General features: G+C 71.6%; 18 protein-coding genes. 10 read left to right on the plus strand and 8 right to left on the minus strand.

Features of this window, described 5'->3' with window-relative positions:
* The 3 genes from ACZJYS_RS15310 to ACZJYS_RS15320 all read right to left on the minus strand — a co-directional run.
* Positions 1–349: FAD-dependent oxidoreductase (locus tag ACZJYS_RS15310; protein ID WP_493179432.1), on the minus strand; the 349-nt coding region annotated here is incomplete at its 3' end.
* Between the two features lie 72 nt (positions 350–421).
* On the minus strand, positions 422–1,738 hold the full coding sequence (mnmE, locus tag ACZJYS_RS15315; RefSeq protein WP_493179434.1) for a tRNA uridine-5-carboxymethylaminomethyl(34) synthesis GTPase MnmE: 1,317 nt from the start codon (positions 1,736–1,738) through the stop codon (positions 422–424).
* Positions 1,739–1,824: 86 nt separating this feature from the next.
* Positions 1,825–2,178: a (2Fe-2S) ferredoxin domain-containing protein gene (locus tag ACZJYS_RS15320; RefSeq protein ID WP_493179436.1), complete on the minus strand. Its 354-nt coding sequence runs from the start codon at positions 2,176–2,178 to the stop codon at positions 1,825–1,827.
* A gap of 160 nt (positions 2,179–2,338) precedes the next feature.
* Between ACZJYS_RS15320 and ACZJYS_RS15325 the strand changes: the two genes are divergently transcribed.
* Positions 2,339–2,809, plus strand: a complete 471-nt coding sequence (locus tag ACZJYS_RS15325; RefSeq protein WP_109515809.1) for a methylated-DNA--[protein]-cysteine S-methyltransferase — start codon at positions 2,339–2,341, stop codon at positions 2,807–2,809.
* Positions 2,806–3,783 carry a quinone oxidoreductase family protein gene (locus tag ACZJYS_RS15330; RefSeq protein ID WP_379651841.1) on the plus strand — a complete coding sequence of 326 codons (978 nt, stop codon included), beginning with the start codon at positions 2,806–2,808 and terminating at the stop codon, positions 3,781–3,783. Before ACZJYS_RS15325 ends, ACZJYS_RS15330 begins: the two co-directional genes overlap by 4 nt.
* Before the next feature lie 37 nt (positions 3,784–3,820).
* On the opposite strand, the gene ACZJYS_RS15335 is transcribed toward ACZJYS_RS15330, so the two are convergent.
* The 5 genes from ACZJYS_RS15335 to hemH form a co-directional block, all read right to left on the minus strand.
* Complete coding sequence (locus tag ACZJYS_RS15335; RefSeq protein ID WP_493179439.1) at positions 3,821–4,579, minus strand: GNAT family N-acetyltransferase; 759 nt, start codon at positions 4,577–4,579, stop codon at positions 3,821–3,823.
* Positions 4,580–4,811: 232 nt separating this feature from the next.
* Positions 4,812–6,086, minus strand: a complete 1,275-nt coding sequence (gene rho / locus ACZJYS_RS15340; RefSeq protein ID WP_109515806.1) for a transcription termination factor Rho — start codon at positions 6,084–6,086, stop codon at positions 4,812–4,814.
* Between the two features lie 290 nt (positions 6,087–6,376).
* Entirely contained in the window at positions 6,377–6,829 is a 453-nt protein-coding gene (gene hemJ, locus ACZJYS_RS15345; protein WP_109515805.1) for a protoporphyrinogen oxidase HemJ, read from the minus strand.
* Entirely contained in the window at positions 6,829–7,491 is a 663-nt protein-coding gene (locus ACZJYS_RS15350; protein WP_379651839.1) for an HAD family hydrolase, read from the minus strand. Before ACZJYS_RS15350 ends, hemJ begins: the two co-directional genes overlap by 1 nt.
* Complete coding sequence (gene hemH / locus ACZJYS_RS15355; protein ID WP_109515803.1) at positions 7,491–8,564, minus strand: ferrochelatase; 1,074 nt, start codon at positions 8,562–8,564, stop codon at positions 7,491–7,493. Before hemH ends, ACZJYS_RS15350 begins: the two co-directional genes overlap by 1 nt.
* Before the next feature lie 182 nt (positions 8,565–8,746).
* Here hemH and ACZJYS_RS15360 point away from each other — a divergent pair, with 182 nt between their 5' ends.
* From ACZJYS_RS15360 to ACZJYS_RS15395, 8 genes are all read left to right on the plus strand, one after another.
* A complete protein-coding gene (locus ACZJYS_RS15360; protein WP_245906111.1) occupies positions 8,747–9,310 on the plus strand; it encodes a nucleotide exchange factor GrpE in 564 nt (187 codons plus the stop codon).
* A gap of 32 nt (positions 9,311–9,342) precedes the next feature.
* Complete coding sequence (locus tag ACZJYS_RS15365) at positions 9,343–9,960, plus strand: GNAT family N-acetyltransferase (protein ID WP_219929682.1); 618 nt, start codon at positions 9,343–9,345, stop codon at positions 9,958–9,960.
* 67 nt (positions 9,961–10,027) lie between these two features.
* Positions 10,028–11,947, plus strand: coding sequence for a molecular chaperone DnaK (dnaK, locus tag ACZJYS_RS15370; RefSeq protein ID WP_109515800.1), 1,920 nt, complete (start codon positions 10,028–10,030; stop codon positions 11,945–11,947).
* A gap of 107 nt (positions 11,948–12,054) precedes the next feature.
* Positions 12,055–13,218 carry a molecular chaperone DnaJ gene (gene dnaJ, locus ACZJYS_RS15375; RefSeq protein WP_109515799.1) on the plus strand — a complete coding sequence of 388 codons (1,164 nt, stop codon included), beginning with the start codon at positions 12,055–12,057 and terminating at the stop codon, positions 13,216–13,218.
* 71 nt (positions 13,219–13,289) lie between these two features.
* Positions 13,290–14,030: a 4-hydroxy-tetrahydrodipicolinate reductase gene (gene dapB / locus ACZJYS_RS15380; protein WP_493179444.1), complete on the plus strand. Its 741-nt coding sequence runs from the start codon at positions 13,290–13,292 to the stop codon at positions 14,028–14,030.
* A 185-nt stretch (positions 14,031–14,215) separates the two neighbouring features.
* Complete coding sequence (gene metK / locus ACZJYS_RS15385) at positions 14,216–15,403, plus strand: methionine adenosyltransferase (protein WP_109515797.1); 1,188 nt, start codon at positions 14,216–14,218, stop codon at positions 15,401–15,403.
* 106 nt (positions 15,404–15,509) lie between these two features.
* Positions 15,510–16,202, plus strand: a complete 693-nt coding sequence (gene trmB, locus ACZJYS_RS15390) for a tRNA (guanine(46)-N(7))-methyltransferase TrmB (protein ID WP_493179445.1) — start codon at positions 15,510–15,512, stop codon at positions 16,200–16,202.
* 102 nt (positions 16,203–16,304) lie between these two features.
* Positions 16,305–16,533: hypothetical protein (locus ACZJYS_RS15395; protein ID WP_493179447.1), on the plus strand; the 229-nt coding region annotated here is incomplete at its 3' end.

Consider the following 16,533-nt stretch of genomic DNA (forward strand, 5'->3'; position numbering starts at 1 on the left):
GGCCCGGCTGCGCCGCCAGCAGCGCCTGGATGGCCCGGCGGTAGAGCGCCCGGTCCGCCTGGGCGCGCGGCCCACGCACCGCCGGCCCCTTGCTGCGGTTGAGCAGCTTGAAGTGGATGCCGGCGGCATCAGCGGCACGGCCGATCAGCCCGTCCAGCGCATCCACCTCGCGCACCAGGTGTCCCTTCCCCACCCCGCCGATGGCGGGGTTGCAGGACATCTCGCCCAGGGTCTCAAGCTTGTGGGTCAGCAGCAGCGTGCGGGCGCCGCAGCGGGCGGCGGCCGCAGCGGCCTCGGTGCCGGCGTGGCCGCCGCCCACCACCACCACATCGAAGGAATTCTCGCGCATGGCGGCACCCTATAGCAGGAAGTGGCCGGCGCCGGGCGAGGCGGCTGCAAAAAGGCCGCGCGGCCGGCAGCCTCACTTGCCGATGCAGAAATCTCCGAACACCACGTCCAGCACCGCCTCCACCCCCACCCGTCCGGTCAGCCGGCCGAGCGCGCGCAGCGCGGCGCGCAGCGCCTCGGCCGCCAGTTCCGGCAAGGGGGCGCGGATGGCCTCCTCGACCCAGGCCGCCGCCTCGCCCAGCGCGGCGCGGTGGCGCGGCCGGGTCAGGCTGGCTTCCTCGGAAAGCCCGGCCCGCTCGGCCGCTACCGCCTCCAGCGCCACCCGCAAGGCCGCCAGCCCCTCCCCGTCCCGCGCCGAGAGGGCGATGGGCACATGCCCGCCGATCGTGGCCGGTGCCGGCGCCAGATCGGTCTTGTTCGCCACCACCAGCGTGCCGGGGGCCAGCAGCGCCAGCGTCTCCGCATCGGGCGGCTGGTCGGCGGCAAAGACGGCGATCAGCAGGTCCGCCTCCTCCGCCCGCCGCCGGGCGCGGCGCACCCCCTCAGCCTCGATCTCGTCCGGCGTCTCGCGCAGCCCGGCGGTGTCGGCCAGCCAGACCGGCACGCCACCCAGCTCCAGCCGCACCTCCACGATGTCCCGCGTGGTGCCCGCACGGGCCGAGACGATGGCCGCCTCCCGCCCCGCCAGCGCGTTCAGCAGCGAGGACTTCCCGGCATTCGGCGCGCCGACGATGGCGCCCCACAGCCCTTCCCGCAGCCGCTCGCCGCGTCCGCCATCCGCCAGATGCGCGCCGATCTCGGCGGCCAGCGCCGCGCCTTCCCGCCGCACCTCCGCCTCCAGCGTGTTCGGCAGCCCATCCTCGGCGAACTCGATGGCCGCCTCCTGGTGCGCCAGCAGCCGCGTCAGCCGCTCTGCCCAGCCGGCGTAACGCACGGCCAGGGCACCCCCCGCCTGCCGCAGCGCCTGCCGCCGCTGCGCCGCCGTCTCGGCCGCGATCAGGTCGGCGATGCCTTCCGCTTCCGTCAGGTCCATGCGGCCGTTGAGGAAGGCGCGGCGGGTGAACTCGCCCGGCTCGGCGGGGCGTGCGCCGCAGGCCAGCAGCGCCGCCGTCACCCCCTCCAGCACGGCGCGGCCGCCATGCAGGTGCAGCTCCGCCGCATCCTCGCCCGTATAGGAACGCGGGCCGGGGAACCAGAGCACCAGCGCCTCGTCCAGCAGCTCGGCGCTCTCCGGGTGGCGCAGGCGGCGCAGGCTGGCCAGGCGCGGCGCGGGGCGGCCACCGGCGATCCGGTCGAGGATGGCGCCGCTGCCGGGGCCGGAGAGGCGCAGCAGCGAGACGGCCGCGCGGCCGCCACCGGACGCCAGGGCAAAGATGGTGTCGAAGGACATGGGTGCAGATATCTTTCAAGCGCGGCCGGGGGGCGCCGCCCCCTGGCCCCCCGCCGGGGTGGCAACGGCCACCCCGGACCCCGCGGTCAGCCTTTGGCGACCACGTCCTTCTCGGTCAGCATCAGGCGGCGGGCGCGGCCGCCCTCGACCAGATGCGCCGCCAGGATCTCGTCGATGTCGGCCGTGGTCTCGGCCTTGTACCAGACGCCCTCGGGGTAGATGACGATGGCGGGGCCGAATTCGCAGCGGTCGAGGCACCCGGCCTGGTTCACCCGGATGCCGGGGATGCCAAGCTCCTTGGCGCGGGCCTTCATGTAGTCCTTCAGCTTCTCGCTGCCGCGCGCGGCGCAGGAGCCGCGGCGGTGCCCATCCGGGCGCCGGTTGCAGCAGACGAAGACATGCGCCTGGAAATAGGGGGGCGGATCGGAAAGGTCGTTCATCGGCGCGATTCCCTGAAGCCTGCCGGCCGGGGAGAAAGCCCCGCCGCCCGGCCCATTTAGGCAGCCCGGGCGGGGTCGGCCAAGGGGCCGGTCACGGTGGCGCCGCGCGGGTGCAGCCAGCCCTTGACGCTGCCGCCCACGCGTGTCGAATCGTACCCGCATGCCGCAGCTCTCACTCCTCTCCCCCCTCGGCGCGCTCACCCTGTCCGAGGAGGATGGGGCGATCGTGGCGCTCGACTGGGGCCGTGGCCGGGACCAGACGGAAACCCCCGTCCTCCTCGCCGCGCGCGACCAGCTCCAGGACTATTTCGACGGTCAGCGGATGGTCTTCGACCTTCCCCTGGCCCCGCATGGCAGCGCCTTCCAGCGGAGGGTCTGGGCCGCCCTGGCCGAGATCCCGCCCGGCGAGACGCGCAGCTACGCCGCCCTGGCCGCCGGCCTGGGCTCCGTGGCGCGGGCGGTCGGGCAGGCCAACGGCGCCAACCCGATTCCCATCATCATCCCCTGCCACCGCGTGGTCGGAGCCAACGGCGCGCTGGGCGGTTACTCCGGCGGCGAAGGCCCCGCCACCAAGCGCTACCTCCTGGACCTCGAACGACGCAGCCTGCGCCAGCAAGGAACCCTCCTATGAACCATGCCATCCGCATCCACGAACATGGCGGCCCCGAGAAGATGGTGTGGGAGGAAGTGCCCGTCCCCGCGCCGAAGCCCGACGAGGTGCTGGTCCGCCACGGCGCGGTGGGCCTGAACTACATCGACGTGTATTTCCGCACCGGCCTCTACAAGCTCCCCTCCCTCCCCGCCACGCTGGGCATGGAGGCGGCGGGGGTGGTCGAGGCGGTGGGCAGCGAGGTCTCCGGCCTCGTGGTGGGGGACCGCGTGGCCTATGCCATGGCGCCCATCGGCGCCTACTGCCAGGCCCGCACCATCAAGGCGGACCGCCTGGTGAAGCTGCCCGACGGCATCGACGACAAGACCGCCGCCGGCATGATGCTGCAGGGCATGACCGCCCAGTACCTGCTGCGCCGCACCTACCCCGTGAAGGCGGGCGAGACCATCCTGGTGCATGCCGCCGCCGGCGGCGTCGGGCTGATCATGTGCCAGTGGGCGAAGCAGCTCGGCTGCACCGTCATCGGCACCGTCTCCACGCCGGAGAAGGCCGAGCTCGCCCGCGCCCACGGCGCCGAGCATGTGCTCATCTCCGGCCAGGACGACCTGCCCGCGCGGGTGAAGGAGATCACCAACGGCGCCATGCTGCCCGTGGTCTATGACAGCGTCGGCAAGGACACCTTCATGGCCTCGCTGGACTGCCTCGCCCCGCTCGGCATGATGGTCTCCTACGGCAATGCCTCGGGCGCCGTGCCGCCGGTCGATATCGGCATCCTCGCCGCCAAGGGCTCGCTCTTCCTGACGCGCCCGACGCTGGCCACCTACACCGCCAAGCATGCCGACCTGGTGGCCACGGCGACCGATTTGTTCTCCGTCGTGCTGTCCGGCGCGGTGAAGATCGAGGTCAACCAGACCTACGCGCTGAAGGACGCGGCCGAGGCGCACCGCGCCCTGGAAGGCCGCCGGACCACCGGCAGCACGGTCTTCATCCCCTGAGGCAGAGCCCGCCGGCCCCGGCGGGCCGGCCTGCGGCTCAGCCGGGCAGGAAGTAGCGGTAGCGGTAGATCTCCCGCATCCCCAGCGCCTCGTACAGGCCCCGCGCCGCGGTGTTGGTGGCCGAGACCTGCAGCCAGCCCGTGGTGGCGCCCTGCGCCTGCCCCCAGGCCGCGCCGGCGGCCAGCAGCCGGCGTGCCATGCCCCGGCGGCGGAAGGCGGGCGCCGTGGCGATGTCGAAGAAGCCCAGCAGCCGCCCATCGGCCGCCACCTGCCCCGCCGCGGCGGCCTGGCCTTCCACGCGCAGCAGCAGCCAGGCGGCCGGCACCATCATCAACGCCGGCGCCTGCAGCTTCTCGGCCCGCCGCTTCTCCGTCTGGTATTCCGCCGTGGCCAGGACCGAGAGCCACTCCTCGGTCGGTGCCGGCAGCACCTCCAGCGCGGCGTCCTCAGCGGCGAAGCCCGCCAGCGGCCCCGCCATCACCAGCGACGCATCGGCCTCGCGGTAGCCGCGTTCCAGCAGCGCCTCCTCCAGCCCGGGCGGGTCGAGCGGCGTGGAGCGGAAGCGCGGGGTCATGCCGATGCGCCGGTAGGCGGCGGCGATGCGCTCCAGCCGCTCCGGAAGCCCGGCATCCTGCGAAGGGTCGATGGCGCTGGCCGCGTTGGCGCGCCCCGTGCCGCCCAGGAAGGCCCGCACCAGGAACGGCCCGTCGAACGCCGTGCGCAGCGCCGGCACGGCCGTGTGCGAGGCCCGCTCCAGTTCCGCCACCGAGACACCCTGCCAGGACCTGCCCTGCATCCGCCCATCCCCTTCTGTCGGCCCGGCGCACCCTAGCGCCACGGGCGGAGAAGCGAGGCACGCAGTCCGCGAAGGGCAGAGGTCATAAAAAAGCCCGGGGGAATGAATTCCCCCGGGCCTTTCTGTCAGGCTGCCGCAGGGGAGCCGAGGCGCGGGCCGCGACGCCGGGCCGGAGCGTCCCGGCGCAGCATTGCAATCCCGTCCCGGCCCTGACCGGCAGCTTGCAGAAAAATCAGGTGTTCATGGCGTCGAAGAAGTCCTGGTTGGTCTTGCTGTACTTCAGCTTGTCCAGCAGGAACTCCATCGCATCCTGCGTGCCCATCGGGTTCAGGATACGCCGCAGCACCCACATCTTGGTCAGGGTGGCGCGGTCGATCAGCACCTCCTCCTTGCGCGTGCCGGACTTGGTGATGTCGATCGCGGGGAAGACGCGCTTGTCGGAGAGCTTGCGGTCGAGGATGAGCTCGGAGTTGCCGGTGCCCTTGAACTCCTCGAAGATCACCTCGTCCATGCGGCTGCCCGTGTCGATCAGGGCGGTCGCGATGATCGTCAGGCTGCCGCCTTCCTCGATGTTGCGGGCGGCACCGAAGAAGCGCTTCGGCCGCTGCAGGGCGTTGGCGTCCACGCCGCCGGTCAGCACCTTGCCCGAGGACGGCACCACCGAGTTGTAGGCGCGGCCGAGGCGGGTGATGGAGTCGAGCAGGATCACCACGTCCCGCTTGTGCTCGACCAGCCGCTTGGCCTTCTCCAGCACCATCTCCGTCACCTGCACGTGGCGGGTGGCCGGCTCGTCGAAGGTGGAGGCCACGACCTCGCCGCGCACGGTGCGGGCCATGTCGGTGACTTCCTCGGGCCGCTCATCGATCAGCAGGACGAGCAGGAAAACGTCGGGGTGGTTGGCGCTGATGCTGCGGGCGATGTTCTGCAGCATCACGGTCTTGCCGGTGCGCGGCGGCGCCACCACCAGCGCGCGCTGGCCCATGCCGATCGGCGCCACCAGGTCGATGACGCGCGGCGTGTAGTCCTTCTGGATGCCCTTCGCGACGCTCTCGAACTCCGGGTTCTCCATCTTCAGCCGGCGCGTCGGATAGAGCGGGGTGAGGTTGTCGAAGTTGATCCGGTGGCGCAGCGCCTCGGGCGGCTCGAAATTGACGGTGTTGACCTTCAGCAGCGCGAAGTAGCGCTCCCCGTCCTTCGGCGCGCGGATCTGCCCCTCCACCGTGTCGCCGGTGCGCAGGCCGAAGCGGCGCACCTGGGCGGGGGAGACATAGATATCGTCCGGGCCGGGGAGGTAGTTGGACTGGGGGCTGCGCAGGAAGCCGAAGCCATCCGGCAGGATCTCCAGCGTGCCGTCGCCATGGATCGCCTGATCGTTCTCCGCCAGCTGCTTCAGGATCGCGAACATCATGTCCTGCTTGCGCAGGATGGATGCGTTCTCGATCTGCAGCGACTCGGCGAAAGCGAGCAGGTCGGCGGGGCTCTTGGCCTTGAGTTCAGAGAGGTGCATGGGTCGGACGCATTCCGTTCCGGCGGGGAGCAGTCGGGACATCTGCGGAGGGCGGGCAGCGCGGCCTGCCTGCGAGCCGTGGCCGCATGAGGAACGCGGCCGGCCATGTCCCGGATAAGGAGGGAGGGAGTCTCGGCGCCAGAACAGGCGAAACCCTGCGCTTAACGCCCTTGACGGGAAGTGCCGAAGGCTAGGTTCGCCCGCCGGACTCCGTCAATGGGCAAAGTAGACCACGCAGCGCGATTTTCAAGGCAGCCGGCGGCGATTTTCAGCGCCGCCTCGGCGGTACCTCAGAACGGCTTCACGATCACCATGATGACGATGAGGATCAGCAGCACCGTCGGCACCTCGTTCATGGCGCGCCAGTAGCGCTCGGTGCGGTGCCGGGCATCGGCGACGAACGCCTTCCGGGCATAGGCCAGGTGGTGATGGAACCAGGTCATGCCCAGCAGCCCGGCCAGCTTGCCGTGCCACCACCCGGCCGACCAGTCCACCACCCCCGGCGTCAGCACCAGGGTCACGCCGAAGATCCAGGCCGAGATCATCGCCGGATTCATGATGCCGCGCAGCAGGCGGCGCTCCATCACCTTGAACAGCTCGCTCTGCGCCGAGCCGGGCTCGGCGGGGGTGTGATAGACATAGAGCCGCGGCAGGTAGAACAGCCCCGCCATCCAGGCGAAGACCGAGAGCAGGTGCAGCGACTTGGTCCAGGGGTACCAGCCGGCGAGGAAGCCCAGGTCCATCATGCCACTCCAAGCAGCGCCGGCAGCTCCGCCATGCTGCGGAAGGGCTCGGCCCCCTGGGCGCGCAGCATCGCCTCCGGCATGTCCCACACCAGCGCCAGCACGCGGCAGCCGGCGGCGCGGCCGGCGCGGATGCCGGGCAGGCTGTCCTCCACCACCACGCAATCCTCCGGCGCGGCGCCGCAGGAGAGGGCGGCGGCGCGGTAGATGTCGGGGTAGGGCTTCGGCCGGTCCACATCCTCGAAGGAGAAGACGCGCCCCTCGAAGGCCGCCGCCAGGTCGAGCCGCCCCAGCTTCGCCGACAGCTCGGCGCGGGAGGAGTTGGAGGCGCAGGCCAGCGTCATCCCCGCCGCGCGCAGCGCCGCCACGGCGGCCTTGGCGCCCGGCACCGGCACCACGTCGCGCGCCATCCGCTCGGTCAGGCGGCGGGACATGCGGGCGGGCCAGTCATCCGGCACGGGGCCGAAGCGCTGCTCGATGATCGGCATCATGTCCGGCACGGCGCGGCCGAGGAAGATGTGCTGGCATTCCTCGGGCGAGACCGGCCAGCCGCGCTCCGTCAGCTCCTCGGCCACGACCATGGCGGCCAGCGCCTCGCTGTCGGCCAGCACGCCATCGCAGTCGAACAGGATGGCGGCGGGCCGGGAGGCGGCGGCGCGCATCACGCGGCGTCCCGGGCGCGGGCGTGCGGGCAGTCGCGGTGCACCTTGGGGCATTGCCGGGCGCCGGCGAAGGAGCAGAGCGCCCGGTTGCCGCCGCGCACCCGCCGCACCAGCCCGGCCAGCGAATCGATGAAGCCGGCATCGCTGTTCTGCGCCGGCACGCGGAAATAGCCGGGCAGGTGCAGCTTGTGGGCCAGCTCCTTGTACTCGACATCCAGCTCCACCAGCGTCTCGGAATGCTCCGAGACGAAGGCGATGGGGCTGACCAGCACCGCCACCTTGTCCTTCGCCGCGTGCTCCAGCGCCGTCTCCAGCGAGGGGCCGATCCATTTCTGCGGCGTGACGCGGGACTGGTAGCAGATGCCGCTGTCCAGCCCCTCGATGCCGAGCTGGCGCACCACCGCCTCCACCGTGCGCTCCACCTGCCACTGGTAGGGGTCGCCGCGCTTGACGATGCTCTCCGGCAGGCCGTGGGCGGAGAACAGCAGGCGCAGCCTCACCCCCTCCGGCAGCTCGGCGCGGGCGGAATCGTAGGCCGCGCGCACCATGGCGGCGGTGGAGCGGGCGAAATCCTCGTCCGAATGGAAGCAGCACAGCGCCTTGGTGGGCAGGTCCAGCCCCACCTTCGCGCAGGCTTCCTGCCAGTCCTCCATGGAGGAGCCGGTCGTGGTGGTGGAGAATTGCGGGTAGAGCGGCAGCAGCACCGCCTCCTCCGCGCCCCACGCCTTCACCGCCCGCGCCGCCTCCTCGGCGAAGGGGTGCCAGTAGCGCATGGCGATGAAGCAGCGCGCCTCCACCTCCGGCGCCAGGGCCCGCTCCAGCGCGGCGCCCTGCTCCTCCGTCAGCTCGCGCAGCGGGGACTTGCCACCGAGGATGGCGTAGTTCTCGCTGGCCGCCTTGGTGCGGCGCGCGGCGATGAACTTCCCCAGCCAGGGCCGGATGAAGCCCGGCACCCGCAGGATGGCGGGGTCGGTGAACAGGTTCTCCAGGAAGGGCCGGACCGCTTCCGGCGCGTCCGGCCCACCGAGGTTGAAGAGGATGATGGCGACGCGGGGGCGGTGGGGTTCGGACATGGTTCCGGAAATGCCACGGAAGGGGGTTTGGTCAAGAGGCAGGCGGATGACAGGAGAGCGGAATCGGGAGCTCCGGGCCAGGCATCCCGCAACCGTTCCTTGTCCCGGCGGGTCGGCTTCCCTAGTTGGAGGCCTGAAATGGCCTTGCAGGCGCTGACATGACTGAAAAGAATGATCCTGTGATGAACGACCAGACCCAGCCCGCGGAAACGCCGGCCGCCGAACAGCAGCAGACCCCCGCCCAGCCCGCCGACGCCATGGCGCGCCTCGCCGAGCTGGAGGCCGAGCTGGCGCAGGTGAAGGACCGCTGGCTGCGCTCCGAGGCGGAGATGCAGAACCTGCGCGCCCGCACCAAGCGCGAGGTGGAGGATGCCCGCGCCTATGCGGTGCAGAAATTCGCCCGCGACGTGGTGGAGGCCGCCGACAACCTCCGCCGCGGCCTGGAGGCGCTGCCCGCCCCCCGGGAGGACGAGGCCGAGCTGCTGACCAAGCTGCGCGGCGGCTTCGAAGGGGTGGAGCGGGCCTTCCTCGCCATCCTGGAGCGCAACGGCGTGGCCAAGCACGATGCCACCGGCAAGCCCTTCGACCCCGAGCTGCACCAGGCGATGGCGCAGCAGCCGCCGCCGGAAGGCGTGGCCGTGGGCACCGTCATCCAGGCCTGGACCCCGGCCTGGACGCTGAACGGCCGCCTGCTGAAGCCCGCCATGGTGGTGGTGGCCGGCGAGGGCGTCTCGGAAACCGCGTGAGCGGCGGAATAAGCGGTGGAATAAGCGGCGGAATGAGCGGTGGACCGGGCGCCATGGCGCTGCGGCCCGTCGCCGCGGCCGAGCACCCTGCCCTGCTGGCCCTGAACAACCGGCACGCCGCGGCGGTGAACGCCCTCACGCCCGAGGCCTTCGCCGCCCAGTGCGCCGGCGCCCTGCTGGCGCTGGCCGCCTGGGAGGGGGAGCGGCTGCTCGGCTTCCTCCTGGCCTTCGGGCCGGAGACGCCGGAGCGCGGCCCCAACCACGCCTGGATGCGCGCCCGCCACCCGGAGGCCGCCTATGTCGACCGCGTGGTGGTGGACGCGGCGGCGCAGGGCCAGGGCCTCGGCCGCCGGCTCTATGCCGCGCTGGCCGCCCTGCCGGGCGTGGCGGCGCTGGGCTGCGAGGTGAATCTCGACCCGCCCAACCCGCAGAGCATGGCCTTCCACCGGCGGCTGGGCTTCCGCCCCGTCGGCCAGGCGACGGACCCGCGCAACGGCAAGCGGGTGGAATACCTGCTCTGCTCCGCTGCACGTTTTTTGCGCAGCCCGGGCGAGTCGCCCTTGTCCGGGGCGGCGCGGCTCAATACATCGCAGTCACAACCGTCCGGCACCGCTTTCCCGCCCGGGCGGTCACCCCAACACCCCGCCTGATGAGAACAGGGGATGGGCGCGGCGCCAGAGACAGGGCCGCCCCCATCCGCCGCAAAGGAGAACTCGGATGAGCAAAGTCATCGGCATCGATCTCGGCACCACCAACAGCTGCGTCGCCATCATGGAAGGCGGCGATGTGAAGGTGCTGGAGAATTCCGAGGGCGCGCGTACCACCCCGTCCATGGTCGCCTTCGCCAAGAATGGCGAGCGGCTGGTGGGCCAGGCCGCGAAGCGCCAGGCGGTGACCAACCCGACCGACACGCTGTTCGCCGTGAAGCGCCTGATCGGGCGCCGCTTCGACGACAAGATGGTGCAGAAGGAAGCGGGCCTCGCCCCCTTCAAGATCATCCGCGCCGACAATGGCGATGCGTGGGTCGAGGCCGGCGGGCAGAAGCAGGCGCCGCAGCAGATCAGCGCCAACGTGCTGACCAAGATGAAGGAGACGGCCGAGGCCTATCTCGGCGAGAAGGTGACGCAGGCCGTCATCACCGTCCCCGCCTACTTCAACGACAGCCAGCGCCAGGCCACCAAGGAGGCGGGCGCCATCGCCGGCCTCGAGGTGCTGCGCATCATCAACGAGCCGACGGCCGCCGCCCTCGCCTACGGCATGGACAAGAAGGCCACCGGCACCATCGCGGTCTATGACCTCGGCGGCGGCACCTTCGACGTCTCGATCCTCGAGATCGGCGACGGCGTGTTCGAGGTGAAGTCCACCAACGGCGACACCTTCCTGGGCGGCGAGGATTTCGACCAGCGCGTCATCGACTACCTGGCGGACGAGTTCAAGAAGGAGAACGGCATCGACCTGCGCGGCGACAAGCTCGCCCTGCAGCGCCTGAAGGAGGCCGCCGAGAAGGCCAAGATCGAGCTGTCGAGCGCCAAGCAGACCGAGATCAACCTGCCCTTCATCACCGCCGACGCCACCGGGCCGAAGCACCTCGTCCTGCAGCTCTCCCGCGCCAAGCTGGAGAGCCTGGTGGACGACCTGGTGCAGCGGACGCTGGAGCCCTGCAAGCTGGCGCTGAAGGATGCCGGGCTGAACGCCGGCGAAATCGACGAGGTGATCCTGGTCGGCGGCATGACCCGCATGCCCAAGGTCATCGAGGCGGTGAAGACCTTCTTCGGCAAGGAGCCGGCCCGCAACGTCAACCCCGACGAGGTGGTCGCCATCGGCGCCGCCATCCAGGGCGGCGTGCTGAAGGGCGAGGTGAAGGACGTTCTTCTTCTGGATGTGACGCCGCTCTCCCTGGGTATCGAAACCCTGGGTGGTGTCTTCACGCGCCTCATTGATCGCAACACGACGATCCCGACCAAGAAGAGCCAGACCTTCTCCACCGCCGACGACAACCAGACCGCGGTCACCATCAAGGTGTTCCAGGGCGAGCGCGAGATGGCGGCGGACAACAAGCTGCTGGGCAATTTCGACCTGCAGGGCATCACCCCGGCTCCCCGTGGCGTGCCGCAGATCGAGGTCTCCTTCGACATCGACGCCAACGGCATCGTGTCGGTCAGCGCCAAGGACAAGGCGACGGGCAAGGAGCAGCAGATCAAGATCCAGGCGAAGTCCGGCCTGTCGGACGCCGATATCGAGCGCATGGTGAAGGACGCCGAGGCGAATGCCGAGGCCGACAAGAAGCGGCGCGAGGCGGTCGAGGCCAAGAACCAGCTCGAGGCGCTGATCCACACGACCGAGAAGTCGCTGAAGGACAACGCCGAGAAGGTGCCGGAGGCCGAGAAGGGCGAGGCCGAGGCTGCGCTGGCCGCGGCCCGCACGGCGCGCGAGGGCGACGACCTGGAGGCGATCAAGGCCGCCACGGAGCGCCTGGGCGCCGCCGCGATGAAGGTGGGCGAGGCCGTCTACAAGGCCGCCCCCGCCGAGGGCGCGGCCGAGGCCCAGGCCCAGCCCGGTGCGGAGACCAAGCCGGGCGAGAAGGTGGTGGACGCCGAGTTCGAGGATGTCGACCCCAGCAAGAAGAAGCCCAGCTGAGGCGCCCAGCGCTAGGGTGAATCAGCCGCGCTGAATCCACGGGCGCCCGGCTCCGACGAAGGGGTCGGGCGCATCGTCGTTCCGGAGCTTGGGGGACAGGCCGCACCATGGCCAAGAAGGACTACTACGAGACCCTGGGCGTGGCCCGGGGCGCGGGCGAGGATGAGCTGAAGAAGGCTTACCGCAAGCTCGCCATGAAATATCACCCGGACCGCAACCCGGGCGACAAGGCCGCCGAGACCTCCTTCAAGGAGGTGAACGAGGCCTATGACGTGCTGAAGGACGCCGAGAAGCGTGCCGCCTATGACCGCTTCGGCCATGCCGCCTTCGAGGGCGGCGGCGGCGGGCCGGGTGCCGGCGGCTTCGGCGGCGGCAACCCGTTCGGCGGCGGCGGCTTCGAGGACATCTTCGCCGAGATGTTCGGCCAGTTCGGCGGCGGCGCCGGGCGGCGCGGCGGCGGCGCGGCGGCCGGCCGCGGCGCCGATCTGCGCCACGCGGTGGACATCTCGCTGGAGGAGGCCTTCGCCGGCACGCGCACGACCATCCGCGTGCCCACCAGCGTGCAGTGCGACGCCTGCGACGGCACCGGCGCCGAGGGCAAGGCCAGCAGCGCGCAGCAGACCTGCACCACCTGTGCCGGCGCCGGCAAGGTGCGGGCGCAGCAGGGCTTCTTCCTGATCGAGCGCACCTGCCCCACCTGCGGCGGCACCGGGCGCGTCATCAAGAACCCCTGCAAGGTCTGCCAGGGCGCCGGCCGCGTGCAGCGCGAGCGGACGCTGAACGTCACCATCCCGGCCGGGGTGGAGGACGGCACGCGCATCCGCCTCTCGGGCGAGGGGGAGGCCGGGCTGCGCGGCGCCCCGGCGGGCGATCTCTACGTGGACATCGCCGTCCGCCCGCACGCGCTGTTCCAGCGCGACGGCGCCAACATCTTCGTCCGGGTGCCGCTGCGCATGACGCAGGCGGCGCTGGGCGGCGCGGTGGAGGTGCCGACCATCGATGGCGGGCGCTCGCGCGTCACCATCCCCGCCGGCACCCAGACGGGCGACCAGTTCCGCCTGCGCGGCAAGGGCTTCTCCGTGCTGCGCTCGGCGGCGCGGGGGGACATGTATGTGCAGGTGGCGGTCGAGACGCCGCAGAACCTCACCGCCCGCCAGCGCGAGCTGCTGGAGCAGTTCGAGGGCGAGGTGGGGCAGAACGGCAATTCCTCGCCCGAGAGCGAAGGCTTCTTCGCCAAGGTGAAGGATTTCTGGGACGGGCTGGGGCGGTAGAACAGCCGCCGCGCCGGGCGGAGGAGGCACCCCCTCCCCCGGCACCCGCCCTCCGTTTCACGGGAAACAGCATGACGCTCCGCATCGGCATCGCCGGCCTCTCGGGCCGCATGGGCACGCTTCTCGCCGAGGAGGTGGCGGCCGCCGGCGCCACCCTGGCCGGCGGCACCGGGCGCGGCGACGATGCCGGCGCGCTCTTCGCGCAGAGCCAGGTGGTGATCGACTTCACCAACGCCGCCACGGCCGAGACGCATGCGGCGCTGGCGGCGCGGCACGGCAAGCCGCTCATCCTCGGCTCCTCCGGCCTCTCGGCGGCGCAGGAGGCGGCGGTGGCCGCGGCGGCGGAGTCCGTGCCGGTGGTCTATGCCGCCAATTTCTCGCCCGGCGTGGCGCTGCTCTTCGCCATGGCCGAGCGCATGGCCGCCGCCCTGCCGCCCGAGCAGTACGACGCCGAGATCGTCGAGATGCACCACCGGCAGAAGGTGGACGCCCCCTCCGGCACCGCCATCGGCCTCGGCCGCGCCGTGGCGCGCGGGCGCGGCAAGACGCTGGAGGAGGTCGGCATGGAGAGTGGCCGGGACGGGCATACCGGCCCCCGCGCCACCGGCCCGATCGGCTTCGCCGCGCTGCGCGGCGGGCAGGTGGTGGGCGAGCACACCCTACTCTTCGCCGCCGGCAGCGAGCACATCGCCCTCACCCACCGCAGCTTCGACCGGCGCGTCTATGCCACCGGCGCGGTGCGGGCGGCGCTGTGGGCGGCGCGGCAGCCGGCCGGCCTCTACGACATGAAGCACGTGCTCGGGATGGGCTGAAGGCAGCGCGCGGCGGGGGCGGCAGCCCCCTGCGCGTGACGCCGCGATGAAACGCGGCACTGCGATGCCCCTTCCTCCCTTGACCCCCCGTGCGGCGCTTGCGACACAGCGCGCGCCGCGATTCCGCGGGGGATAGCCAGGCCGGGGCGAGCCGGTCGCCATCGCGACAAGAGGACGATAAGGCCATGCGCGACAAGGGCGAATATCTGTTCACCTCGGAGTCCGTCTCCGAAGGCCACCCCGACAAGGTTGCCGACCGCATCAGCGACACGGTGCTGGACGCCTTCCTGGAAGCCGACCCGTATGCCCGCGTGGCCTGCGAGACGCTGGTCACCACCAACCGCATCATCCTGGCCGGCGAGACGCGCGGCCCGGCGAGCGTGACGCCCGAGCTGCTGATGCACCTCGCGCGCATGGCGGTGCATGACATCGGCTACGACCAGGAAGGCTTCTCCTGGAAGAACGCCGAGATCGCCTGCCACCTGCACGCCCAGTCCGCGCACATCGCCCAGGGCGTCGACGCCTCCGGCGAGAAGGACGAGGGCGCCGGCGACCAGGGCATCATGTTCGGCTATGCCTGCACCGAGACGCCGGACCTGATGCCGGCGCCGCTCTACTACGCGCACCTGATCCTGCGCCGCATCGCCGAGCGCCGCCGCACCAACGACAAGTCGGTGCGCGGCCTGCTGCCGGATGCCAAGAGCCAGGTGACGCTGCGCTACGTGGACGGCAAGCCGGTCGGCGTCGCCTCGGTGGTGGTCTCGACCCAGCACGAGGAGGGCATGACCCAGGCGCAGGTGCGCGATCTGGTCCGCCCGATCGTGGTGAGCAGCCTGCCTGAGGGCTGGAGCGTGCCGGAGGACGAGTTCTACGTGAACCCGACCGGCACCTTCGTCATCGGCGGCCCGGACGGCGATTGCGGCCTGACGGGCCGCAAGATCATCGTCGACACCTATGGCGGTGCCGCGCCGCATGGCGGCGGCGCCTTCTCGGGCAAGGACCCGACCAAGGTGGACCGCTCGGCCGCCTATGCCTGCCGCTACCTGGCCAAGAACGTGGTCGCCGCCGGCCTGGCCGAGAAGTGCACCATCCAGGTCTCCTACGCCATCGGCGTGGCCAAGCCGCTCTCGGTGTATTTCGACCTGCACGGCACGGGGCGCGACGTCGACGAGGTGAAGCTGGCCAAGGTCGTCAACGACATGGTCAACCTCTCCCCCCGCGGCATCCGCGAGCACCTGCACCTGAACCGCGCCATCTACGCGCCGACCTCGGCCTATGGCCATTTCGGCCGCACGCCGGACCCGGAGAAGGGCACCTTCACCTGGGAAAAGACCGACCTGGCCGCCGAGCTGAAGCGCGCCTTCGGCCGCTGAGCTGCCTTCGCGGCGGGAGGGGCAGGTCCCCTCCCGCCCGCGCCCGCCTTCCGCGTGGCGCCGTCCCGGGGAAGTTTTCCCCTGAATCCACACGGTTTTCCCCAGCATGAGCGAAGCGCCGCCCCCCGTTCCCGACCGGCTCTACGGGCGCCGCCGCGGCCACCCGCTGCGCCAGCGCCAGCAGCGCCTGATGGACGTCACGCTGCCCCGCCTCGCCCTCGACCCGGCCGACCCGCTGGCCGCCTTTCCGGTGCGCCCGCGGGAGCTGTGGCTGGAGGTGGGCTTCGGCGGCGGCGAGCACGCGCTGGCGCAGATCGAGGCCAACCCGCAGGCCGGGCTGATCGCGGCCGAGGTGTTCGAGAACGGCATCTGCTCGCTGCTGACGCGGCTGGTGCCGGAGGAGCAGGAGGCCACCGCGCCGCTGCCGCCCAACCTGCGCCTCTGGACGGAGGATGCGCGCCGCCTGCTGCGCGCCCTGCCCGAGGCCAGCCTCTCCCGCCTGTTCCTGATGTTCCCCGACCCCTGGCCGAAGGCGCGCCACGCCAAGCGCCGCTTCGTCCACCCCAGCATCATCCCCGTGCTGGCGCGGGCCATCCGCCCGGGCGGCGAATGGCGCATCGCCACCGACGACCCGACCTACCAGGAATGGGTGGCGGAGGTGATGGGCGCGCAGGATGCCTTCACCCGCGTCTCGCTCGAGCTGAGCCGCCCCGAGGGCTGGCCCGGCACGCGCTACGAGGCCAAGGCGCTGCGCGAGGGCCGGCAGCCCATGTACTGGGTGTGGCGCCGCCAGGGTTAAGCTACCCTGCGTTGCAGGGCCGCCACGGTGCCGCGGCTCTTTTTGTATCCCTGAACAAGGGAATTGACGTGACCTCACCGCTCACGACAACGTGCGGTGGTGATGCTGCAACTTTCCCCGGACCCCGAGCATGAAGCTGGCCGTCGTGGCGCGGAGGCCCTGGCCGCCGAGCGGGGGGGGAATCTGCCCTGGTGCGGGCCGGCGGCCGTCGCCCTGGCCTCGGGGTGCAGCTACGCCGAGGCCTGCGCCCTGCTGCGTGCCGCCTCTCCCCCGCACTATCCGGCCACGGGCGAGATCGTCACCGCCTACTGGCGGGACGTGGTGGCGGCGC

Source organism: Roseomonas sp. TS2 (assembly GCF_058833935.1).

Excerpts from the sequence above, each read along its gene's own strand:
- mnmE (WP_493179434.1), bottom strand. The coding sequence starts at position 1,738 with ATGTCCTTCGACACCATCTTTGCCCTGGCGTCCGGTGGCGGCCGCGCG.
- ACZJYS_RS15320 (WP_493179436.1), bottom strand. The coding sequence starts at position 2,178 with ATGAACGACCTTTCCGATCCGCCCCCCTATTTCCAGGCGCATGTCTTC.
- ACZJYS_RS15325 (WP_109515809.1), top strand. The coding sequence starts at position 2,339 with ATGCCGCAGCTCTCACTCCTCTCCCCCCTCGGCGCGCTCACCCTGTCC.
- ACZJYS_RS15330 (WP_379651841.1), top strand. The coding sequence starts at position 2,806 with ATGAACCATGCCATCCGCATCCACGAACATGGCGGCCCCGAGAAGATG.
- ACZJYS_RS15335 (WP_493179439.1), bottom strand. The coding sequence starts at position 4,579 with ATGCAGGGCAGGTCCTGGCAGGGTGTCTCGGTGGCGGAACTGGAGCGG.
- rho (WP_109515806.1), bottom strand. The coding sequence starts at position 6,086 with ATGCACCTCTCTGAACTCAAGGCCAAGAGCCCCGCCGACCTGCTCGCT.
- hemJ (WP_109515805.1), bottom strand. The coding sequence starts at position 6,829 with ATGGACCTGGGCTTCCTCGCCGGCTGGTACCCCTGGACCAAGTCGCTG.
- ACZJYS_RS15350 (WP_379651839.1), bottom strand. The coding sequence starts at position 7,491 with ATGCGCGCCGCCGCCTCCCGGCCCGCCGCCATCCTGTTCGACTGCGAT.
- hemH (WP_109515803.1), bottom strand. The coding sequence starts at position 8,564 with ATGTCCGAACCCCACCGCCCCCGCGTCGCCATCATCCTCTTCAACCTC.
- ACZJYS_RS15360 (WP_245906111.1), top strand. The coding sequence starts at position 8,747 with ATGAACGACCAGACCCAGCCCGCGGAAACGCCGGCCGCCGAACAGCAG.
- ACZJYS_RS15365 (WP_219929682.1), top strand. The coding sequence starts at position 9,343 with ATGAGCGGTGGACCGGGCGCCATGGCGCTGCGGCCCGTCGCCGCGGCC.
- dnaK (WP_109515800.1), top strand. The coding sequence starts at position 10,028 with ATGAGCAAAGTCATCGGCATCGATCTCGGCACCACCAACAGCTGCGTC.
- dnaJ (WP_109515799.1), top strand. The coding sequence starts at position 12,055 with ATGGCCAAGAAGGACTACTACGAGACCCTGGGCGTGGCCCGGGGCGCG.
- dapB (WP_493179444.1), top strand. The coding sequence starts at position 13,290 with ATGACGCTCCGCATCGGCATCGCCGGCCTCTCGGGCCGCATGGGCACG.
- metK (WP_109515797.1), top strand. The coding sequence starts at position 14,216 with ATGCGCGACAAGGGCGAATATCTGTTCACCTCGGAGTCCGTCTCCGAA.
- trmB (WP_493179445.1), top strand. The coding sequence starts at position 15,510 with ATGAGCGAAGCGCCGCCCCCCGTTCCCGACCGGCTCTACGGGCGCCGC.